We start from the raw sequence: 21,423 nt of genomic DNA on the forward strand, positions 1-21,423 counted from the left end.
CGAAGTTGTGTCGGTTTCGAAGGCCTGCGGGGGCCAGCGCGATTCGAGACGGGATTGCTATGTCGGCCGCAGTGGCGCCGGGCTCCACAACCCGCCGCGGGTGGCGGTGCCGAGGTCCAGGCGGGCCGGCTGGGCGTCGGGATAGAACGGGTTGAGCCGTTGCAGCGCGCCCCAGTCGCGGTACCAGTCGTCGCGCAGGTAGCTCGGCACGGTCGTCGCGCGGTACAGCAGCTCGCTGATGCCCAGCGGGCCGCCGCCGATGTTGTCCATCACCGGCGAGTTGGCCTCGGCGCCGAACCGGTCCGGCAGGATCCGCCACTTCGGCGGCTCGATGACCCCGTACTGGTGGCCGAACGGGCGCTGGCAGGGGAAGGCCAGGCCGACCAGCCAGTCCAGCAGCACCGGATCCTGCGACCCGACGACGTCCTGCAGGGTGCGCAGCTTGGGGATACGCGGCGGGGTCAGCGCGATCCAGTGCTGGGGCGCCAGGTCGTCATCGGTGGCCACCAGCCGGATCATCGTGGCCTCGCGGGGGATGGCCGACAGCGGTGTGCGCAGGTTGCGCCACGCCGGTGCCGCGCCGATGTCACCGAACAGCACCGAGCCGCCGGGTTTGCCCTCGGCCGCCTGCTGATCGGTCGCCCACTGCACCTGGACCTCGTCGGAGTCGAAGCGTCCGGCCGCGGTCACCACCAGCAGCGGGGAGGCGGTCCAGTCGGTGGGCAGCCGGTACCACGCCGAGCGCAGCACCGCCGGCTGTTGCACCCCGGCGCGCCAACTGCCCATCACCGGCGTGCGGGCCGGATCCAGACCGTAGGGCAGCCGGGCGCGCGAGCCGTTGATCCCGGCGACGGCGGTGGTGCCGCCCTCGGTGCCGGCCTCGCTGCCGGTGACCAGGCCGTCGTCGTCGACGAAGTTGCCGCCGCCGGGCGGCTCCGTCACCGGGTCGGCCGACACGTCGGCGGGGATCCCGGCGGGGGTGAATCCTTCGGCGGTCGTGGCGCCGAGCGCGTCGCGCACCGACACCCCGGCGATCGGGGTGAGCGTGCCGGCATTGGGGTCCTCTTCGACCAGCACGTCGTCGGCCAGCCCGCACGTCTTACCCGTGAGCGCCTGCAGATTCGAGCGGCCGACCGACCAGGCCGGCCACTGTTCGGTCATGCCCAGCGTCAGCGATCCCACTTCGAAGATCACCAGCAGCCAGGCCATCACCGCCAGCGGCGAGCCCACCAGACGTGACCACCAGTGCGTCGGCCGGTGCTCGCCGTTGTCGCGGCCGGAGAAGTGGAACCAGGCGGCCGCCAGCAGGGTGAGGACGGTCAGTCCGAGCAGCATCGTGGTGAAGCCGAAATGCCATTCGGGGAACTCGTTGGACCACGGAACACCGAAGTTGGAGACGTACCACCAGCCGTTGACGCTGGCGAACGACAGGGCGGTGACGAACAGGACGACGGCGGCGAACATCGCCCGGTTTCTTCGGGACCGCAGCACGTGCGCGGTGACGGCCACGGCCGCCAGCGCGCCCAGCGATCCGGCCAGCCCGGCGAAAACGCCGAAGTGATGGGTCCACTTCGTCGGGGTGAACATCATCGCGATGAACGAGATGATCGTGATCCCGATGATGCGCCGGCTCGGGCCGGCGGCCGTGCCGGGGATGTGGCCCTTACGCAGGATCATCGCCACCACCACGGCCAGCGCCACCAGCAGAGCCAGCACCGCGAACCGCCGTGCGATCGATCCGTCCGGGCTGGCCATGAACAACCGCTCGTAGCGGATGTGTTCGTCGAACCAGCTCAGGCTTGGCCCGACCGCCGACTTGAGCATGTTCGCCTGCACCTCGCCGACCAGGGTCTGGTCGCGGAAGATCAGGATGATGGTCACCGTCGTCGCCGCCAGGATCGGAGCCAGCAGCGGCAGCAGCCCGAATTGGCGGGATCGACGATGCAGGATGGTGCGCAGTGGACCGATCGCCACCAGGAGCGCGCCGATCGACGCGATACCGGTCGGGCCGGAGAACAGCGTCAACGCGCCGACGATGCAGGCGACCGCGACGGGCAGTAAGCGGCTGGTGGCCACTCCCCGTTCGACCGAACACCAGGTGAGCAGGATGCCGAGGGCGATGATCGGCTCGGGTCGCAGGCCGTTGTTCAGCGGCAGCCAGAACACCAGGAACATGCCGGCGGCGGTCCAGATCGCGGCGCGGCTGGTCTTGACCGCGTGGCCGAGGCGTGGGATCACCTCGCGGCTGATCAACCACCAGCACACCAGCGCCATGGCCAGCGTCGGCAGGCGCATCCAGATACTGGACGTCGACACGTGCGCCCACAACGCCAACAGGTCGTAGTACCAGCCGAAGGGTGATTCCGGGGTGCCGAACCAGCGGTAGTAGTTCGCCATGTAGCCGGCGTGCTCGGACACCCGGGCCATGGTCAGGATGTAGCCGTCGTCGGAGGTGTTGGCACCGACGAAGTGCCACCAGACCAGGACGGCGACCACTACCCCGTCGAGGGCGTTGACCGACCACCAGCGCGGCGGCAGGAAGCGCCGCTGCCGCACCCCGTCGGCGCGGTCCAGGATGTGCAGCGCGATCAACGCGACGAGCGTCAGAGCGACGCCGAGCATCATGGCCGCCATCTTCAGGGCGGTCGGCGCGCTGCTGTAGCGGGTGTCGATGGTGGCCGCAAAGCTCAAGCCGGGTGGTGCCGGACCGGACAAGTCGGTGAAGACCCCGACGATCTGGGGCCGGAAGTCGTACCCACTGCGTTCGCCCTTGAGTGGGGCGCCGGGATCGTCGCTGTCGGGTCCCTGGCTGAGGCCGACGAACTCGCCGGTCACCTTGTCGGCGTGGGCGGTGAACGTCAGCTTCTGGCAGGCCGGGCTGAGCACCTGGCGCAGCGGAGCGACGACGACGGGGGTGTTGCGGACCACGACGACGAGGTGATCGTTGGCACGCTCGATCAGCAGCCCGCGGTCGACGGCCTTGGGAGCCTGCTTGGGGACGGTGGAGAGCAGGACGGTCTTGGCGGCATTCTCGGGTCCTACCAACCCGGCGGCCGCGCTGCACGGCACGCTGATCGTCAGATCGGTTGCCACGTAACTGATCAAGGGGGCGGTCACGCTGTCGAGTACGCCGTTCTGCGGCCAGTTCAGCTCGGCGGTGGTCTGCTTGACCGGCAGTAACGGCGTCAGGATCGCCAGCGCGGCGCCCAGCAGGCCGGCGATGACGGCGACGAGACGGGCGGTTCGGTAATTCGCCCGTGTCTGGTTCACGGAGCTAGATGGTAATTGGCGCGCCGGGGGCTCCATCGCTATGGATTCCGGATGGCCAGCACGAACGGCCCGATCGTCGTGACGGTGAAGTGCGGCCCGCTGAACAGGTTGGCGTCCAGATCGACGGTGTAGCGGCGCACGTTGGGCTGGTTGGGATAGACGTCCTCGGCCAATCGGAGGGTGTAGGTGTCCGATGAACCAGCGGAGCCGCCGCGTCTCATCAAAAACACCGTCGGCGGCTGCCAGGGCAGCGCGTCGAGCGCCTTGGTGAACTGGTCGGCGTTCTTCAGATCGGCCCACGACTCGATCGCGGCGGCCCGCTTGTCGAATTCGGCCAGCGGGTTGGCGTAGTGCGACGTGAGGCCCTGGAAACCGTAGTAGGGGAAATACGACAGGAAGCTGTAGTCGGCGGTCAGCACGATCGTGTCCTCCCGGGGCCGACCGGTGGCCTTCAGGATGGCGGCGTCGACTTCCTCGTAGTACTTCTCGGCCCCGGGCGGTCGGCGATCGCCGCGCTGACCGTAGCCGTCGGTGTCGGTGTACGCGACGGTGAGGTCGGGCCGCAACACGTCGGGGATGTCCTGGCTGAAGCCGATGGCCCCGACCAGCCCGATCGCCGCGCCGACTCCGATGACCTTCCGGTTGGTCCGGGAGGCGATCGCCAGCGTCACCTCGATGAACCCGAACACGCCGGCCGCCGACAGCAGCACGGTCAGCGTGGGCTGCAGCCGGAAGGACAGCAGGGTGGTGCCGGCCAGAGTGGTCAGCATCGACAGCAGCGACCAGGCGTACACGGTCAACACGCCGATGCCCAGCGCCGCGGCCCGCACTGAGCTGCGAGCCCGCCACACCAGCCACAACGTACCGAGCATGCACAGCGCGCCGAGCAACGAGAACTGCAACATCGGGAATGTCAGCACCGCCCCGTCGGCGGGCAGATAGTGCTGCGCGCTGCCGGTGCCGCTGAGCGGTTGGCGGGCCGCTCGCAGCAGGAACGGCAGCCAGGTGATCAGGGCGATGGCAACGGTGATGGAGCCGATGACCACCAGCCGCAGCAGCGGCTCGATGCTGCGCCGCGCGATCGCCACGACCACCGCCATCACGGCCACGGTGAACGCCGCGTAGGCCGGAATCAGGTTGTAGAAGGTCGCCGAGACACCGAGGAACAGTCCGACGCCGACCACAGCCGTCCAGCCGCCGGCCCTGGTCTTGCCGCGTAGTCCCGACCACGCCAGCAGCAACACCGGCGGGATGAGAACGGTGATCATTGCGGCGTAGGGCTCCGGCGAACCGTAGGCCAGGGTGACGGCCGCGGTGGCGGTGGCGACGACGAGTGCGTATTCGAACCGGATGAGCGCCGACCACAGAGCCATCGCGAGCACCACGGCGATCGCGATGGAGGTGATGGCCCACGGTTTGAACATCTCCCAGGCCGGAGTGCCGGTCAGCGCCGCGGCCCGGCCGCCGATCCAGAACCAGCCGGCCGGGTAGAACGGCGGTAGATCGGCGTAGGTCATGTCGTGCAGTGCCGGGCTGGCGGTGAGCCGGGTGAGGTATTCGGTGCGGAACTGCTGATCGACGGAGATCCCGAACAGGTAGAGCCGGCTTGCGCCGAGCGGCATCCCGAGGGTGACAACGGTGAACGCGGCCAGGACCGCCGCAGCGGCGATCCGCGCCGCCCACCTGTGCCCGCGCCGCCAGACGAACCCGGTTCCGAGCAGCAGTACCAAACAGCCGACCTGGCCGACGGTGGTCAGCGCGTGCAGCTGGTTCGATGACGGGAAGGCCGGCCATTGAACCCGGGAGATCGCGATGAGCGAGATGACCGAAACCACCACGGCCACAGCGACTGCCGCGATCATCTGGCCCACGGTGGCCAGCGCGCTCCTGCCCATCGGTTCTACTAGATCGGCAGCTTGCGGAAGATCGGCCGGGGGATGTGCCGCAGCACCGACATCAGCACACGCACCTGTCCGGGCGCCCACACGAGATCTTTGCCCTTGGCCGCCGACGTCACGGCCAGTTCGGCGACGTCTTCGGCGTTGACCGTGAACGGTGCTTCCTTGGCGCCGGTGGCCTTCCAGTGCTCCAGGGTGGTGGTGGTGCGGACCTGCCCGGGCCGGATGACCAGGACATGAACCCCATACTCGCGCAGAGCTTCTCCGAGGCCCAGGTAGAAACCGTCCAGGCCGGCCTTGGTGGAGCCGTAGACGAAGTTGTTGCGGCGTACCCGCTCGCCGGCCACCGATGACATCGCGATGATCTGGCCGAAGCCCTGGACACGCATCTTCGCCCCGATCAGCACGCCCACCGAGACGGCCGCGGTGTAGTTGATCTGAGCGCTCAGCACCGCCTTGGCCTGGTTCTGCCAGAGCTCTTCGGCGTCGCCGAGGATGCCGAACGCGACGATGGCCACATCGACATCGCCACCGGCCCAGGCGGATTCGATGACGGAGGGGTGACTCGAGGTGTCGAGTGCGTCGAAATCGAGGTATTCGACGGACTTGGCGCCGGCGGCCTGCAACTTGGCGATGGCCGCCTCGCGCTTCGGTGCATTCGGCAGGTCGGCCAGGATGATCCGGGCTTTCGCGTTGCGTAGGTAGCGCTCGCAGATGGCCAGGCCGATTTCGGAGGTTCCGCCCAGCAGCAGGATGGTTTGCGGGTTGCCTGTGGCGTCGATCATGTCGTCCAGCGATGCCTTTCTACAGAAGCTCGAGGCGGCGGGCCATATCGGAGGCAAACACGCCATTGGGATCGGCCTTGCGGCGCAATGCGATCCATTCGTCGATCCGCGGATACATTGCGTGGAACTTCTCGGCGCTCACCCGCGAGTCCTTGGCGGTGTAGACGCGGCCGCCGAATTTCATGACGCGGTCGTCGAGTTCGTTGAGGAACTCGTTGACACCGGCGTTGTTGGGGAAGTCCATGGCAACGTTCCAGCCGGCCATCGGGAAGCTCAGCGGTGCGGGGTTTCCCGGGCCGAACAGTTTGAAAACGTTCAGCGCCGAGTAGTGGCCCTGGGTCTGTATCCACCGGATGATGTCCTTGAAATCGTCCAGGGCATCCGGCGGCACGAGGAACTGGTGCTGCGCGAAACCTGATGGGCCATAGGCGTATTGCCAGCCGGTCGTGATATCCAGCATGTGATAGAACTGCGTCAGATTGACGATCTTGTTCTGGTAGTTGCCGCTGACCCGGTAGAAAGCCTCGCCGACCAGGCTGAGCGACATCTTGTTCATGACGCTGACCGGGAAGAGGTTCGGCACCGCGGGCAGCTTGGGCGCGCTGAACTGCAGAGGATTCTTGGCCAGCTTGGGCGGCAATTGGTCGAGCTTGGCCAGGCTGCCCCGGCTGACCGCCGCGCGGCCCAGCTTCGGCGGCGGGTTGATGAGGTCGAACCACGCGCTGGAGTAGGTGTAGTTGTCCTCGCTGCCGTCCTGATGCACCGCGACCGTCTCGTCGAGATCAGCGGTGGCGATGCCGTCGGCGATGAAATACGCCGTCTCGGTCCGGGTCATCGCGATGCGGGCCCGGATCACGATGCCGGTCAAGCCGTTTCCGCCGACCGTGGCCCAGAACAGTTCGCCGTCGGGTCCGTCCGGAGTGAGGGTGCGCACCTCGCCGTCCGCCATCAGGAGGTCCATCGAGAGCACGTGGTTGCCGAAACTGCCTGCGCTGTGGTGGTTCTTCCCGTGAATGTCGGACCCGATCGCGCCGCCGACGGTCACCTGCCGGGTGCCGGGCAGTACCGGGACCCACAAGCCGAACGGCAGCGCGGCCTTCATCAACTGATCGAGGCTCACTCCGGCGTCGACATCCGCCACGGCGGTGTCGGCGGACAGCGAATGGATGCGATTCAGCGGTGTCATGTCGACGACGATGCCGCCACCGTTGCCGGCCTGGTCGCCGTAGGAGCGCCCCAGCCCACGGGCCACGATGCCCCGGCGCAGGTACGACGGGCTGGTGGAATCGGCGTCGGCCACCTGCCGGACGGCGGCGGCGATCACCTCGACATCGGGAGTCGACAGCACCTGCGCCACGCTTGGCGCGGTCCTGCCGAACCCGGTGAGGGAACGCGGCGTCAGGGGGAGTGCGGTAGCCATATCAGTGCCAAAGGTTACCGTGCGGCGTCCCAGGTCTACTTCAGCCGGAAAATCCATACCCGTTGAACGATGAAGTTGATCACGGTCGCCGTGCCCTGCGCGATCATGTAGGCGACTGGCACCGCCCAGGCGCGATAGTGCATCAGGTGCAGACAGATATGGTTTAGGCCGACCTGTACGACGAAGGTCACTGCGTATGTCGCCATCACCGCCAGGAACCGAGCCCGACTTGGTGGGGCCTGGAACGTCCATCGCCGATTGATCAGGTACGCCGTTATGGTGCCGATCGTCAGGCTTATGGCCTTGGCGATGTCGACCTGAACTCCAACTAGGGTGTAGAGCAGCACGTAGAGCCCAAAATCCACAATCCCGGAGAATCCGCCGGTGAGGAGGAACCGCACCACCTGCGTCTTGAGGCTCAGCGGTGTCAACGGGGCTGATTCGGCCACCCGCGAAGCTTACTTACTAAGTCCGGGGTCGTTTCGCGCCCGGGCGCCCGGGCGTGCACCATGGTCATGTGCAGGATCTGGCTGATGCCTGGGCGACACTGCTGTCTCGGCACACCGACAACCCGGCGGCCGCCGCGCTCGGGCGTGATCTGCTGGCGTCCTGGACCGAGTCACACCGCCACTACCACTCCGTCGACCACCTGCGTGGCATCCTCGGCCATGTCGAGGAGCTTGCCGATTTCGCCGACGACGCCGACGCCGTGCGCCTGGCGGCCTGGTATCACGACGCGGTATATGCGGGACTTCCCGACGACGAGGAACGCAGCGCCCGTCGCGCCGAACAGGAGCTGTCCCGTCTCGGTCTGCCGCCGCAACTGGTCGACGAGGTGGCGCGTTTGATCCGGCTGACGATCACGCACGATCCCGCGGCCGGCGACCACAACGGCGAAGTTCTCTCCGACGCCGACCTGGCGGCGCTGGCTGTGCCGAGGGCCGACTACGAACGCAACACCGCAGCCATCCGCGCCGAATACGGTCACGTGTCCGACGACGCTTTCCGTCGCGGACGCGTGCAGGTACTGGTGGCCCTGTTGGGTGGTCCCGGCGTTTTCCGCACCGAGTACGCCCGCCGGGAGTGGGAAGGTCCGGCACAGGGCAATCTGCGGGCCGAGCTGGCGACCCTGACCGGGTGAGCGGTCTTACGGCTCGCCGAGGATGCGGCGCTTCTGTTGCTCAACTCCTCGTCGGTGATGAGCCCGCGGTCCTTGAGCGCGGCCAGCCGCTCCAGCTGGTCGACCGGATCGTGCGAAACCGGTACCGCGCCGGCTTGCTGCTGTAGTTGCTCGCGGCGGGTCATCGTCTGTTCCCGAAACGCGGCCGGGTCGGCGATTGCCCATCAGGCTCGGGTCGGCGTTGGTGATCCCCTCGATCGCGGCGTCGGCGGTCGAGACCGGCCTCGGGTCGTAGCGGACCGCGACGCGGCTGCCCGGTCTGGGGGCGCAGGTCCGGGGCAGCAGGGCGTGCACCGTCGCGTCGAACGGCAGCCCGTCATCCGGCGATACCCGGACTTGCAGTTCCCAGCGAATCTCGGTGTTGTTCATCAGGTTCGGGTTGTCGGCCGAGACCGCGAGTGCGGTCTGCTCCGCGCTGAGGACCTCGGCGTAGGCATGCAGGCCGACGCTGCGTAGATTGCGTCCGAATCCGAACACTGTGCTCAGCCTCCTCGAGCCCGCCGATCCCCTGGTAGACCTGCAATTCGGGTGAAGAGTCGTTCGACCCTATGCGCATTTGCGCTTGCCGGGGCAAAATCTGGGTATGACAGTCGAACAGGACCCGATCACGGTACTCAGCGACGACGAGAGTTGGGATCTGCTGAAGAGCGCCGCGCTGGGTCGGCTGGTAACGCACATCGGCGATCAGCTCGAGATCTTCCCGGTCAACTTCGTGACCCAGGGCCGCACGGTGCTGTTCCGGACTGCGGAAGGTACCAAGCTGTTCAGCACGGTGATGAACGACAAGGTGCTCTTTGAGGTCGACGATCACACCGTCGCCGAGGGCTGGAGTGTCGTCATCCGGGGAACCGCGCACGTGCTCACCACATCCGACGAGATCCATGAAGCCGACCGTGCGCAGCTACTGCCCTGGGTCGCCACCGAGAAGCTACGCTACGTGCGTATCACGGCAAATGAGGTGTCGGGCAGGCGGTTTCGATTCGGTCCAGAGCCTAACCACGGGTCGTATCCCGGCTAGAAAACCGCCTGGCCACCGCTGCGAACGCCGCGTCGGTAGCCTCCAGCACGGTGCCGACGTCGGCGGCCGTCAGCGCTGTCGACATGAACCAGTTGTGTTTGGGGTGCGTGAAGACACCGCGGGCCGCGCACTCGGCCGCCCAGGCCAGGGTGACCGGGCCGATGACGAAGAATGACCCGGCCGAGTCGCGCAGGGGCTCCGAACCCAGGACAGCCGCAACGGGGTAGCCGTTTCCGATCGCCTTGCTCCACGACGAGAGGTCGGGCCGCACGCGGTATTGCTCCCAGCTGCCGCCGAACGACATCCGGAATCCGGTACGGACTTCGTCGAGGGTGCGGGTGGCCCCGTGCTCGTCGCAGACGCGCCGTAGGCCCTGTGCGAAGGCGGGGTCCACCATCTCCTGGTCGAAACCGGCGTCGTGGCGGAACGGCGACACGATGATCCCGGCGAGGTCGCCGTCGTGCTCTATGACCAGCTTTTCGACGCTGTCCAGATCGTTGTACGTGTAGTAGGCGAGGCCGGCGCGATCCGACGGCAGCACGCCGGTGGTGTCGGGATTACACCAGGGCAGGGCACCGTGATAGGCGCCCTCGGCGACCAAGATGGTGGCCCGCTTGGTGTGCGCCATCGCGATCGTCAGACACAGGGTCGTGACGTCGGAACCGTTCTTGGCGAACATCGCCCAATCCGCGTGTTCGACCCCGGCGTTGCCTGTCGACTGCTTCTTCGACACGCGGGTTCTGGTAGCCGTGAATGATGGGTCCCCAGGAACAGAGCAGGTCGATGTACTCATTGCCATCGGCATCCCAAATCCGTGAGCCTGCCGTGCGCGACACGAATTGCGGTGCCCCGGCCATAATCCGCGCAGACGCATGACTTCGCGGCAACTCAGGCGACCGCCCCACCAGATTTAGAACGGTGGTGGTTTGTTGCGTTCGGTGACGCGGGCGTCGTTGAGTTTGCGTTCGGCGGTGATGCGGTGGGCGCGTTGGGCGGCGCGGGTTCTTCGCCGGGTGGGCATCATGATGCCCAGGGCTGGTGGGGGTTGGCCCGTGGGTGGGGCCAGGGTGGCGGTGGTGGTGTTCCACCGGGGCAGCAGCAGTCGGCTGCCGGGTTGGGTCACATAGGTGTGGCCGGTCGGTGAGGTCCAGGTGATGGTGCCGTCGGGATGCTGGCGATCTCGCCAGCCGGTCCAGAAAGTCTTGAGCAGGTGGTGTTTACGGCATGTGCAGGCCAGGTTGGAGGCGTGGGTGGGCCCGAACGGCCAGGGGATGGTGTGGTCGATATCGCAGTGCTCGGCCGGCATATCGCAGTTGGGGAAGCGGCAGGTCAGATCCCGTAGCCGGACGAACTCGTCCAGGGCGGTCGACGGGCGGTAGCCGGGTTCGGGCTCGTCGGCAGGCCGGCGCAGGCGGCGCACGGTGGCGCCGGATCGGATGAGTTCGGCCAGCAGCGGGGCCGGCACGATGCCACGGTGACCCGTCAGGACGCCACCGGCAGGCCGGGCCGTCGTCGGCGCGGGCTGGGCGCTGGGTTCGGGATCCAGGGCCGTCTCCTCGAGGCTGTCGGCCACGACGTGCACCACCACACTGGCCGCACGCGCATCCGGTTCGCCGGCCGGGCAGTCGGGACTCCCACAGGTGCAGGCCAGTCGATCCGAGCCCGCGGCCAACGCGCCCAGCGCGTCGGCGCGGCGCTGCCCGATCGTGCGGGGATCGTCCTCACACACCCCGTGCGCCATCGCCGCCAGGCGCCGATCCAGCGCGGCGGCGTCGGTGAGCAGGAGCCGTCCCCAGATCTCGGCGACCCCGCCGCGCGCATCGCGCAGGCCCACCCCGACCTCCCGATCCCGCACCCGCGCCCGGACCTGACGCAGCGCGCCCGGATCGTAGCGATCCACCCAGGTGTCGATCGCCCGCTGCAGGCCCAGGTTCGACAGCGGCCCCCACGACACCGCATCACCGGCCAGCGCGCGATCCACCAGCGCCAGCGTCGGGCGATCCTGGACCAGATCGGTACGGTCCACGATCGCCTCACACACCCGATAACTGAGCGACCCCGCCGCGAACAGGGCGCCCACCTTGGGCAGCCGATACCGCAGTGACATCGCCATCAACATCTCCGCCGAGGCCCGACCGTGGGTCACTCCCAGAGCCGCCGACACCTCGGCAGCCGCGGCGTCCCACTCATCACAGGCCCACTGCGCCCGCTCGTCATCGGCGCAGCGCCGCGCCACCAACTCCGCGATCGCGGCCAACCGCCGGGCCGCCGCCCGAGCCTCCTCCCGCGCGAAATCGGCGATCGCGGACACCACCGCCGTATCACTCGCGAAATCGACATCGAACACATGTTCGAGTATGTCAGTCGGGTATGACAGGACAGAAAATTCAGACCCAGTACGGCACGCGCGCCCGGTACTGCCGCAGCGCGAATGCCGTAATCAGCCAACCAACGGCCGTCAGCGCCACCACGACCACCCAGTGCCGCAATTCCTGGTGGGCACCCAGGAGCGGTGCGCGCAGAATGTCGAGGTAGTGCAACAGCGGGTTCAACTCGATGATCTTGGCCCAGCGGCCGGCGCCCTGCCGTCGCAGGGTCTCGTCATTCCAGATGATCGGGGTCATGAAAAACAGCAGCTGCACGATCGAGAACAACAGCGGTCCGATGTCCCGGTAGCGGGTGGCCAAGATGCCGAAGCAGAACGACACCCACACACAGTTGAGCATGATCAGCAGTAGTGCCGGGATCGCCGACAAATCCGCCCAGGACCACGGTTTCGGAAAGATGATCGCGATCACCACATAGATGACGATGTTGTGCCCGAACAGGATCATCTGCCGCCACACCAGTCGGTAGACGTGCACGCTCAGCGGGGTGGGCAGCTGTTTGATCAAGCCCTCGTTGGCGATGAACACGTCGGCGCCCTCGATGATCGCGGCGTTGATCATGTTCCAGATGATCAACCCCAGGGTCACATAGGGCAGGTGCTCGGAGAGCTTGAGGTGGAACAACTGCGAATAGAGCCCGCCCATCGCGACGGCGGTGGTTCCGGTGGCGATGGTGATCCAGAACGGGCCGAGCACCGAGCGGCGGTACTTCTGCTTGATGTCCTGCCAACCGAGGTGCAGCCACAGTTCGCGCTTCCGGTACCCGTCGAGCAGGTCGCCCCACGCGCGGGTGAAGGTTTTCGACTGGGCGGCGGCGTCAATGAACGTCACGACTGCTCCCGCTTCTCGAGGTCCGGTGGACCGAACTGTTCGCGTCGGCCGAGGCGCCGCAACCTGATCCACTCGCGCAGGCCGGCCGGATCGCGACGGCTGACCAGGAAGTACCAGCCGAACCGGACCCATTCCTGCGGCAGCAGTTTGCGCATACCCGGCTGGGACTGCAGGTAGCCGCGATTGCGGTAGGTGAAGAAGCGCTTGCGCGCGTCGTCGGGGTATTGGGCGTGCATGCGACCGCCCAGGATCGGCTTGAATTCGTCCCCACCTTGCGGATGTAGGTAGGTCGCAGTCAGGCAGGTGCCGAAGCGCAGCCCCGAGCGGAGCAGCCGGCGATGTACTTCTGTCTCATCGCCCCGCATAAAGAGTCGAAAATCTGGAATACCAACGGCATCAATGGTTTCCGCGCGGAACAGGGCGCCGTTGAACAGGTGGGAGATTCCAGGCAGCAGGTCTTCCCCAGATCCGTCGATGTGCAGTTCGCTGACCCGCCGCCGCCACACCAGGCCGCGTCGCAGGGGGAAGGCCAGTCGGTCTGGATCGTTGATATCGCAGATCATCGGCGACACCTCGGCCAGCTGATGGCGGTCGGCGCAGGCCAGCAGTGTGGCAAGCACCCCGGCATCCTTCGGTCGGCCGTCGTCGTCGGCCAGCCACACCCAGTCCGCGCCAAGAGTCAGCGCATGAAGCATGCCCAACGCGAATCCACCTGCGCCGCCGAGGTTTCGGCGCGACCCGAGATACGTGGTGGGCACCGGTTGGCCGGCGACGAGGTCCCGCACGCGTTCATCGCAGTCATTGTCGACGACGATCAGATGGTCGACCATGCGGGTCTGAGTACTCAGCGCATCCAGGGACTTGGCCAGATCATCGGGACGGCGATGCGTGACGACGACGGCGCAGATGACGTCGGTCACGGCGTGGACCAGTCGTTCCGGTGCTCCTCCAGGACCTCCCGCACATGCCGCGCGGCGTCTTCACCCTCGTAGGCGCGGACTACGTCTTCGATGCAGCCGGTCAGCTTGACGGTGCCGTGGTCGATCCACATCGCGGTCTTGCACAACCGGGCCAGGAACTCGTTGGAGTGGCTGGCGAACACCAGGATTCCCGATCGCTCGACCAGGCTCTGCAGGCGAGACTGCGCTTTCTTGAGGAACTCCGCGTCCACCGCGCCGATGCCTTCGTCAAGCAGCAGGATCTCCGGGTCGATGCTGGTGACCACACCCATGGCCAGCCGCACCCGCATACCGGTGGAGTACGTCCGCAGTGGCATCGACAGGTACTCGCCGAGCTCGGTGAACTCGGCGATCTCGTCGACCTTGGCCGCCATCTGCTTGCGGGTCTGCCCCAGGAAGAGCCCGCGGATGATGATGTTCTCGTAGCCGGAGATCTCCGGATCCATCCCGACACCGAGGTCGAACACCGGTGCCACCCGGCCGCGAACGGTGGCCGAGCCGCGGGTCGGTTCGTATATTCCGGACAGCAGCCGCAGCAGGGTGGACTTGCCCGCGCCGTTGTGGCCGACCAGGCCGACCCGGTCGCCCATCTTCAGCGTCATGGTGATGTCGCGCAGCGCCTCGATGACCACGACGTTCTCGGTGTTGCGCCCGATGGCGCCGCCGGCCTTGCCCAGGAACGTCTTCTTCAGTGAACGCGTCTTCGCGTCGAAGATCGGAAACTCGACCCAGGCGTCGCGGGTTTCGATGAAGGGGTCGTCGGCAGCCACCGTGTGTCTCTTGTTACAGGTACTGCCCGGTGCCGTGACCGGGTGCTCCGGGCGGGCCGGGCTGCGTCATCCCCGGGGGCAACGCGCCCTGACGCATGTGTTCCAGCTGGGCGCGGGCCGCCATCTGCTGAGCGAACAGCGCGGTCTGAATTCCGTGGAACAGGCCCTCGAGCCAGCCGACCAGCTGCGCCTGCGCGATGCGCAATTCGGAATCCGACGGGATGGTGTCCTCGGAGAACGGCAGTGCCAGCCGCTCCAGTTCGTCGCGCAGCTCAGGGGCCAGGCCGTCCTCGAGCTCACGGATGGACGTCGCGTGGATTTCGCGCAACCGGCTACGGCTCGCATCGTCCAGCGGTGCCGCCCGCACCTCTTCGAGCAGCTGCTTGATCATCGTGCCGATCCGCATCACCTTGGCCGGCTGTTCCACCAGGTCGGTCACGGAGCGCTGATCGTCGCCATCTTCCAGGCCGGCGTCGGATCCGGTGATGATCTCGATGTTGTCGTCGTCTGTGTTCGTCGTCATGGAAGTGAGTGTTCCCTCGTGTCCCATCGTCATTGGGTGTCCGGTGGCGACGACCCGCGCCATTCGTAGATGCGGGCCTCACCGTTGTCGTAGATCTTGGCCCACGACTTGGACTTGTCTAGTGACACTAGCCCGTCGGGCATGGCGAACCCGCGGACCACCGGCGTAGAAGTCAACACATAGCGGATGTTCAGGGCCTTCACCGCTTCGGCGATTCGCGGATCGTGATCGGCGTCATCGGCGTAGGCCCAGAAGATGAAGCGGTTGTAGCCCGGTCCCTGCTGTACCGGGTAGTCATAGTGTGTCCACAGTGGGTGCAACCCGGCGACCGCATACATCCAGGCGGTTCCGTCGACGTTGGCGTCACCGATCACCGTGTCGCGGGCCCCGGGCAGGGTGGCCAGATAGGCCATTGCCTCCAAATCCTTGTCGTCGACGATCACCCGGTCGTATTTCTCGCCGATCAGGAAGCAGTGCCGCGGGAAGTAGTGCCAGGCCAGCCCGACGGTGACGGCGAGCAGCAGCACCGTCGTGGCACCGATCCAGAACCCGCGGTCGGGATCGCGGGCGCCGGCCCATCGCCGCGTCACCCGGCGGGCACCCGCCACCACCAGCAGAGCCGCCGCGTACAGCGCGATCCCGGCCATCGGTGCCAGCAGCAACGTCACCACCGCCGACAGCCGGCGCGGGTCGCTGTAGAACAGGTCGCTGTACTTGCCGATGATCGCCCCGACCCGTCCGCCGAATGGCGCGCCGGAATGCACGATCGACACCATCATCAGCAACCACACCGCCGCCGGCCACCAGATGCGTTTGGTCAGCAGCAGCACGAAGCCGATGCCCGCCAGCGCGATGAGGATGTTCTGGATCGGGAAGTCGTTGAGGTGCCGGGTGTGCTGGACCATCGCGTTGAACAGCGTCCTCTTGCGGCCTAGATGGGTCAGGAAGGCGTGTCCGGCGATGACCTCGGCCTGCTGCAGCACCCCGAGGAACTGCGGCAGCAGCACAACCAGCGTGGGTGCGGCGATCGCGACCAGGGTGATGAAGTCGCGCAGTCGCCCCAAAACCGGGCGCCACAACGCGTCCAGCAGCCACCACGCGACGACAAAGGTGACCACGACCACGCCGCCGGTGATGTGCACCGAGAACACGCCCACCAACGCCAGTACCGCCAACGGGATGCGGTCGCGGTGCCGTAGCGACGACGTGATCAGCACGAATGCGGGCACAGCGATGCCGTAGGCGGCCATGTTGGGCATCGAGGCGGTGTCGAATTCGACATAGGGCACCGCGGTGAACGAAGCCGACAGGGCGGCCGCGGTGGCCGCGGCACCTGCGGTGCGCCAGGCAGTCGCGCGGGGACGCAGCAGCTGCCAGGTCAGCAGGGCGGCGCTGAGCGGGAACAACCACACCGCCGCCGCCAGCGAGCTCAACGTGTACGCGGTGGTCGGCGCGGCCCCGATCAGCTGGGCCAGCACGGCGGCCAGCGCATGAAACACCGAGGGGTAATAGAGCGCGTCGTGGGTTTCCACATTGCGCAACTCACCCATGTGTGTCGACGACGCCTGGCCGGTGTCGAGGATCCAGCGGATGACGTTGGCGTGCCAGACGGAGTCCCAGTTGCTGGGGATCGACTGCCAGTACGGCATGCCGCGCCAGGCGGCCAGGCCGATCAAGACTGCGCCCAAGATCACGCCCGCCGCCACCGTGAGGGCGGGCCACAGTGACGCCGTGTCGGTCGCCGATTCGGAATCGCGGTACCGGGCGAGCAGAATCCGCAAACCGAAGGCCGCCGCCGTCGCGATGACCAGGGCCAGCAGTGCGGTCCATATGTTCCAACGGATCCCGACGGCGCCGAACGGGATGATTGCCAGGCCCACAACGCCGTACGTCAACACCGGGCCGACACCGAGTGCGACGGGCCACCGCAGCTTCCCGGCCAGAGCTACCACCGCACCCGGCAGGATCAGCAACAAGACCGCGATCACCAGTCCGAACGCGAAGCTCACTGGACTAGTATGGCTGGCCAGGTGATCCCGTCCGCGGGGACCGCAGGCGCGCTTGCTGTCTCGTTAGCGCTATCACCAACGCTTTAAGGTGGTCTCCATGGCATACGACGTCGCCCGGGTGCGTGGTCTGCACCCAGCGCTGGGCGACGGGTGGATGCGTTTCGACGCCCAGGCCGGGATGTTGATCCCCGAGTCGGTCGCCACCACGGTCTCGACGGCTTTTCGCGGTTCGGTGCCCAACACCGCAAGCCCCCATCCGGCAGCGCGGCGCAGCGTGGCAGTGCTGGAGGCCGCCCGCCAGGCGGTGGCCGACCTGGTCAACGGTGATCCGAGCGGCGTGGTGCTCGGCGCCGACCGCTCGGTGTTGTTGACCTCGCTGGCCGACGCGTCGTCCTCACGCGCCGGGATCGGCTATGAGGTCGTCGTGAGCCGTCTGGACGACGAGGCGAATATCGCGCCGTGGCTGCGGGCGGCCAACCGGTACGGGGCCAAGGTCAAGTGGGCCGAGGTGGACATCGAGACCGGCGAGCTGCCGTCCTGGCAGTGGGAGAACCTGATCACGCCGCCCACCAAGCTGGTGGCCATGACGTCGGCGTCCTCGACCCTGGGCACGATCACCGACGTGGGGGCGGTCACCAAGCTGGTGCACGACGTCGGTGGGCTGGTGGTGGTCGACCATTCGGCCGCCGCGCCCTATCAGTTGATCGATATCGACGAGATCGAAGCCGACGTCGTCGCGCTGAACGCGCCGGCGTGGGGTGGCCCGCCGATCGGCGCGCTGGTGTTCCGCAACCCCGCGCTCATCGACACCTTCGGATCGGTGTCGATGAACCCGTACGCCAGCGGGCCGGCCCGTCTGGAGTTGGGTGGACACCAGTACGGGCTGCTGGCCGGTGTGGTCGCCAGCATCGAATACCTGGCCGGCCTGGATGAGTCGGCGCGCGGCACTCGTCGCGAAAGGCTGGCGCTGTCAATGCAATCCGCGGGCGCCTACCTGGGCGAGCTGTTCGACTACCTGATGGCGTCGCTGCGGTCGCTGCCACTGGTGATGGTGATCGGCCGCCCGGAGGCGCAGATCCCGGTGGTCAGCTTCGCGGTCACCGGGGTGCCGGCCGAGCGAGTGGTCCAGCGGTTGGCCGACAACGGAATCCTGGCTGTTTCCAACGCAAATTCTCGCGTGCTGGACTTGATCGGTGCCAACGACATCGGCGGCGCGGTCACTGTCGGGTTGGCGCACTACTCGACGATGGCCGAGGTGGATCAGTTGGTGCGCGCGTTGGCGTCGCTGGGCTGAAGCTCGGTCGGCTCACTCATCCAGGGTCAGCAGAACCTTCCCGAACGTCTCTCCGGAGGCCAGCACGCGGTGTGCTTCGGCGGCCTCGGTGATGGGGAATCGGGCACCGACGATCGGGCGGACCCGGCCGTCGGCGATCATCGGCCAGACCGAGGCCACTACCGCGTCAACGATCGCGCCCTTCCCGTTCGGACCGCCGACAGGCCGCCCCCGCAACGAGGTGGCGATCACGTGTAGCCGTTTGGCCACCATTTTGGCGATGTTGAGTTCGCCCTTGACTCCGCCCTGCATACCGATGATGACCAGGCGGCCGTCGGACGCCAGCGCGTCGAGATTCCGATCCAGATACGCCGCGCCCATGATGTCCAAGATGACATCGGCACCGCGATCGTCCGTCGCTAAATTGACGCGCGCGACGAAATCTTCGTCGCGGTAGGAGATTAGGGTGTCCGCGCCCAGCTCCCGGCATAGTTCTAGCTTGGATTGCGAGCCCGCGGTCACCGCGACCCGGTTGCCCAGAGCTGTAGCCACCTGAATGGCGTGGGTGCCGATACCGCTGGCGCCGCCGTGAACCAGGAGCATTTCACCGGGCGCAAGGTGGGCGGTCATGACGATGTTCGACCACACCGTGCACGCGACCTCGGGGAGCGCGGCCGCGTCGGGTAAACTGACCCCGGCGGGAATGGGCAGCACCTGTGCGACGGGCACCGCGACATACTCGGCATAGCCGCCTCCGGCCAATAGCGCGCAAACCTCTTGTCCAACAGTCCATTCCGAAACACCATCGCCCACCGCGGCGATGACGCCGGAGACCTCCAGGCCCAGGATGTCGCTGGCTCCCGGCGGGGGTGGGTAATGCCCGGCGGCCTGCAACAGGTCCGCTCGGTTGACTCCTGCGGTGCCGATCTTGATCAATACCTCGCCGTGACTGGGCGAAACGTCGGGTACTTCCCGCCAGATCAGGCGGTCGGCGGATTCAGCAACGATGGCCTGCATTAGGGTCAGGTTACTCCCGAGTCATTTCGGCCTCGTACCGCGCTGTGTCGCTTACGCTTGCGCTATGGGAGGGATAATTGCGGGGCGAACGGCCAGTGAGATGCCGGGGTTGGATATAGCCGAGCAGCGATCTTGGCAGAACTTCCTCGACGCGGCACTGCGGCTGTACGGAACACTGAATCGCGGACTGGTCGACAAGCACAAGCTGAGCTTGGTCGATGTCCGCCTGTTGGAGATATTGGACAACTCCGAAACCGGCGCGGCCCGGATGGGGGATTTGGCCGAACAACTCATGTCGCTGCCGAGTCGAGTGACTCGTCAGATCCGCCGTCTGGAGGCCGCCGGCCTGGTGCACCGGGAGGCCAGCCCCGACGACGGGCGCGGGGTCTTGGCCGGTATCACCGACCTGGGACGCGAGGTCGTCGAGGACGCGATGGTGACATATGCGGCGGGTGTGCGGGAAAACTTCCTGGGCCCGCTGTCGCGTCCGCAGATGGCGGCGATGGGGGAGAACTGTCGCCGGATCAGCGCGGCGTTGAAGGACGGCGGCAACTCGGCCAAGGTCGGCCGCGTCTGAACCGCTACGCTTGTCGGCGGTGGCGTGGCAGAGCGGCCTAATGCACTCGCCTTGAAAGCGAGAGACGGCTAACACCGTCCGGGGGTTCAAATCCCTCCGCCACCGCTCTCAGCTTTGTGGCGGAGACTTCGCCAAGCGCGATCCGCTACCACGCAAACCCGTTGTCGCACAAAATAAGTCGGGCTCCGATGCGACTGGCCTTCGGCTGTGGGGCGGGCTCCGGACTTCTGTGGATCCGCTGGGGAGGCGTGCGTATCAGTGGCACGCGGGCATACAAATAGCGAAAGGCGTTTCAAGGGTTGCCCGAGCCACTTCACTGAATGGTTCGGTTGACCAATATCGCCCTGATGAATCCCGAAAGACGCTGGTCAACATGTATTCCACTCAGAAGCTGCAGAAATGCTTGACCTTGGATAAAAGGTTGCTGGGCACCATTGTGGGGGGCGGCGCGATCGCCGTGCTCGGCCTATTCGGGGTGACCCACCCGGCGCCGTCTTCGGTGACCCGAAGCGTCACCGCGGACTCCGGTGAGGAGACGAAGTTCCCGCCCTATTCCTCGCCGGCCGTCGCCGCCATGCACATGGGTGCGACCACGACGACCCAGCCGACCGACGAACCGACGGTGCTGGCGACCACGAAAGCCGTTCCGGCCATCAAGGCGGGCAGCTAGCGGCTATTCGCCGGTGAACTCCGGCTTGCGCTTGGCGAACATCGCCGAGATGCCCTCGGACAGGTCCTTGGACGGCAAGAAGGCGGAGTTCCAGGCAGCGACATAGCGCAGGCTGGCCGACACCGCGGCGGTGCGCTGCTCGTCGAGGACATCCTTGATCCCGTGGGTCACCAAGGGTGAATTCGCGGCGATCTCGGCGGCCGCTTCGTGGGCGGCGGCCAGGGTGGCCCCGGCGTCGGGGTACACGTCGTTGACCAGACCGATCTTCTCGGCGCGCGCGGCGTCGATGTCCTTACCGGTCAACGCCAATTCGCGCAGATGCCCGTCGGACAGGATGTAGGGCAACCGGGCCAGGCTGCCGACATCGGCCACGATCGACAACTTGACCTCGCGCACCGAGAACTTCGCGTCGGCGCTGGCGTATCGGATGTCGACCGCACTGATCAGGTCGACGCCGCCGCCGATGCACCAGCCGTGCACAGCGGCGATGGTCGGTGTGCGGCAGTCGGCGACCGCGGTGATCGCCTGCTGCATCCGCTTGAGCTTGGTGTGGAAGTTCTTGCGCGGGCGGGCCGACACCTCCGTGGACATGGCGCTGCCGACGGTGTCGCCCATGGCGATCAGGTCCAGGCCGTAGCTGAAATTGCGGCCCGAGCCGGTCAGCACGATCGCCCGGACGTCGGGATCGGCGTCGAGGTCGGCGAAGACCACCGGCATTTCGGCCCAGAACTGCGGGCCCATCGCATTGCCTTTGCCGGGGCCGATCAGCGTGACCTGCGCGATGTGGTCCTTGACCTCGACGGTGAGGGATTCATACGGCTCGCTCATGACCATGA

20 protein-coding genes, 1 tRNA gene and 1 pseudogene are annotated in these 21,423 nt (G+C 66.8%); 6 read left to right on the forward strand and 16 right to left on the reverse strand.

Features of this window, described 5'->3' with window-relative positions:
- Positions 1–57: 57 nt before the first annotated feature.
- The 5 genes from ORI27_RS16870 to ORI27_RS16890 are packed head-to-tail and all read right to left on the reverse strand — an operon-like array spanning position 58 to position 7,822.
- Entirely contained in the window at positions 58–3,312 is a 3,255-nt protein-coding gene (locus tag ORI27_RS16870) for an arabinosyltransferase domain-containing protein (protein WP_265998229.1), read from the reverse strand.
- Positions 3,309–5,165, reverse strand: a complete 1,857-nt coding sequence (locus ORI27_RS16875; protein ID WP_265998126.1) for a galactan 5-O-arabinofuranosyltransferase — start codon at positions 5,163–5,165, stop codon at positions 3,309–3,311. The genes ORI27_RS16870 and ORI27_RS16875 overlap by 4 nt, the downstream gene beginning before the upstream one ends.
- An 8-nt stretch (positions 5,166–5,173) precedes the next feature.
- Positions 5,174–5,953 (reverse strand): decaprenylphospho-beta-D-erythro-pentofuranosid-2-ulose 2-reductase, encoded by a 780-nt coding sequence (locus ORI27_RS16880; RefSeq protein WP_265998127.1) that lies wholly within the window; start codon positions 5,951–5,953, stop codon positions 5,174–5,176.
- Positions 5,954–5,972: 19 nt separating this feature from the next.
- The gene (locus tag ORI27_RS16885; protein WP_265998128.1) at positions 5,973–7,373 is read right to left on the reverse strand and encodes an FAD-binding oxidoreductase; all 1,401 of its coding nucleotides are present in this window, start codon (positions 7,371–7,373) and stop codon (positions 5,973–5,975) included.
- Positions 7,374–7,408: 35 nt separating this feature from the next.
- Positions 7,409–7,822 carry a GtrA family protein gene (locus ORI27_RS16890; RefSeq protein WP_323055618.1) on the reverse strand — a complete coding sequence of 138 codons (414 nt, stop codon included), beginning with the start codon at positions 7,820–7,822 and terminating at the stop codon, positions 7,409–7,411.
- Positions 7,823–7,890: 68 nt separating this feature from the next.
- Here ORI27_RS16890 and ORI27_RS16895 point away from each other — a divergent pair, with 68 nt between their 5' ends.
- Positions 7,891–8,514 carry an HD domain-containing protein gene (locus ORI27_RS16895; protein ID WP_265998129.1) on the forward strand — a complete coding sequence of 208 codons (624 nt, stop codon included), beginning with the start codon at positions 7,891–7,893 and terminating at the stop codon, positions 8,512–8,514.
- Positions 8,515–8,520: 6 nt separating this feature from the next.
- On the opposite strand, the gene ORI27_RS16900 is transcribed toward ORI27_RS16895, so the two are convergent.
- Positions 8,521–9,030, reverse strand: coding sequence for a hypothetical protein (locus ORI27_RS16900; protein WP_265998130.1), 510 nt, complete (start codon positions 9,028–9,030; stop codon positions 8,521–8,523).
- A 106-nt stretch (positions 9,031–9,136) separates the two neighbouring features.
- Here ORI27_RS16900 and ORI27_RS16905 point away from each other — a divergent pair, with 106 nt between their 5' ends.
- Positions 9,137–9,571: a pyridoxamine 5'-phosphate oxidase family protein gene (locus tag ORI27_RS16905; RefSeq protein WP_265998131.1), complete on the forward strand. Its 435-nt coding sequence runs from the start codon at positions 9,137–9,139 to the stop codon at positions 9,569–9,571.
- On the opposite strand, the gene ORI27_RS16910 is transcribed toward ORI27_RS16905, so the two are convergent.
- The 8 genes and pseudogenes from ORI27_RS16910 to ORI27_RS16940 all read right to left on the reverse strand — a co-directional run bounded on the left by ORI27_RS16910 (position 9,546) and on the right by ORI27_RS16940 (position 17,050).
- Positions 9,546–10,304: an aminotransferase class III-fold pyridoxal phosphate-dependent enzyme gene (locus tag ORI27_RS16910; RefSeq protein WP_265998133.1), complete on the reverse strand. Its 759-nt coding sequence runs from the start codon at positions 10,302–10,304 to the stop codon at positions 9,546–9,548. The genes ORI27_RS16905 and ORI27_RS16910 overlap by 26 nt on opposite strands.
- A gap of 31 nt (positions 10,305–10,335) precedes the next feature.
- A pseudogene (locus ORI27_RS33170) lies at positions 10,336–10,428 on the reverse strand (hypothetical protein); the annotation flags it as partial.
- A gap of 53 nt (positions 10,429–10,481) precedes the next feature.
- Positions 10,482–11,918 (reverse strand): HNH endonuclease signature motif containing protein, encoded by a 1,437-nt coding sequence (locus ORI27_RS16915; RefSeq protein ID WP_265998135.1) that lies wholly within the window; start codon positions 11,916–11,918, stop codon positions 10,482–10,484.
- A gap of 40 nt (positions 11,919–11,958) precedes the next feature.
- Positions 11,959–12,789, reverse strand: a complete 831-nt coding sequence (gene wzm, locus ORI27_RS16920; RefSeq protein WP_265998136.1) for a galactan export ABC transporter permease subunit Wzm/RfbD — start codon at positions 12,787–12,789, stop codon at positions 11,959–11,961.
- Positions 12,786–13,709: a galactofuranosyltransferase GlfT1 gene (glfT1, locus tag ORI27_RS16925; protein ID WP_265998137.1), complete on the reverse strand. Its 924-nt coding sequence runs from the start codon at positions 13,707–13,709 to the stop codon at positions 12,786–12,788. The genes wzm and glfT1 overlap by 4 nt, the downstream gene beginning before the upstream one ends.
- Positions 13,706–14,518, reverse strand: a complete 813-nt coding sequence (gene wzt / locus ORI27_RS16930) for a galactan export ABC transporter ATP-binding subunit Wzt/RfbE (RefSeq protein WP_265998138.1) — start codon at positions 14,516–14,518, stop codon at positions 13,706–13,708. Before wzt ends, glfT1 begins: the two co-directional genes overlap by 4 nt.
- A 13-nt stretch (positions 14,519–14,531) precedes the next feature.
- Positions 14,532–15,041, reverse strand: coding sequence for a bacterial proteasome activator family protein (locus ORI27_RS16935; protein ID WP_265998139.1), 510 nt, complete (start codon positions 15,039–15,041; stop codon positions 14,532–14,534).
- A 29-nt stretch (positions 15,042–15,070) separates the two neighbouring features.
- Positions 15,071–17,050 carry a DUF6541 family protein gene (locus tag ORI27_RS16940; protein ID WP_265998140.1) on the reverse strand — a complete coding sequence of 660 codons (1,980 nt, stop codon included), beginning with the start codon at positions 17,048–17,050 and terminating at the stop codon, positions 15,071–15,073.
- Between the two features lie 97 nt (positions 17,051–17,147).
- On the opposite strand from ORI27_RS16940, the gene ORI27_RS16945 reads away from it, so the two are divergent.
- Positions 17,148–18,344 (forward strand): cysteine desulfurase-like protein, encoded by a 1,197-nt coding sequence (locus tag ORI27_RS16945; protein WP_265998141.1) that lies wholly within the window; start codon positions 17,148–17,150, stop codon positions 18,342–18,344.
- Between the two features lie 12 nt (positions 18,345–18,356).
- Here the strand turns inward: ORI27_RS16945 and ORI27_RS16950 are convergent, their stop codons facing one another.
- Entirely contained in the window at positions 18,357–19,340 is a 984-nt protein-coding gene (locus ORI27_RS16950; protein WP_265998142.1) for an NAD(P)H-quinone oxidoreductase, read from the reverse strand.
- Between the two features lie 64 nt (positions 19,341–19,404).
- Between ORI27_RS16950 and ORI27_RS16955 the strand changes: the two genes are divergently transcribed.
- The 3 genes from ORI27_RS16955 to ORI27_RS16965 all read left to right on the forward strand — a co-directional run bounded on the left by ORI27_RS16955 (position 19,405) and on the right by ORI27_RS16965 (position 20,587).
- On the forward strand, positions 19,405–19,917 hold the full coding sequence (locus ORI27_RS16955) for a MarR family winged helix-turn-helix transcriptional regulator (RefSeq protein WP_265998143.1): 513 nt from the start codon (positions 19,405–19,407) through the stop codon (positions 19,915–19,917).
- A gap of 18 nt (positions 19,918–19,935) precedes the next feature.
- Positions 19,936–20,022: transfer RNA gene (locus ORI27_RS16960), tRNA-Ser, on the forward strand.
- A gap of 268 nt (positions 20,023–20,290) precedes the next feature.
- On the forward strand, positions 20,291–20,587 hold the full coding sequence (locus ORI27_RS16965; RefSeq protein WP_265998144.1) for a hypothetical protein: 297 nt from the start codon (positions 20,291–20,293) through the stop codon (positions 20,585–20,587).
- A gap of 3 nt (positions 20,588–20,590) precedes the next feature.
- On the opposite strand, the gene ORI27_RS16970 is transcribed toward ORI27_RS16965, so the two are convergent.
- Entirely contained in the window at positions 20,591–21,415 is an 825-nt protein-coding gene (locus ORI27_RS16970) for a crotonase/enoyl-CoA hydratase family protein (protein ID WP_265998145.1), read from the reverse strand.
- Positions 21,416–21,423 lie beyond the last annotated feature (8 nt).

This window comes from Mycobacterium pinniadriaticum, assembly GCF_026242045.1.
GTDB lineage: Bacteria > Actinomycetota > Actinomycetes > Mycobacteriales > Mycobacteriaceae > Mycobacterium > Mycobacterium pinniadriaticum.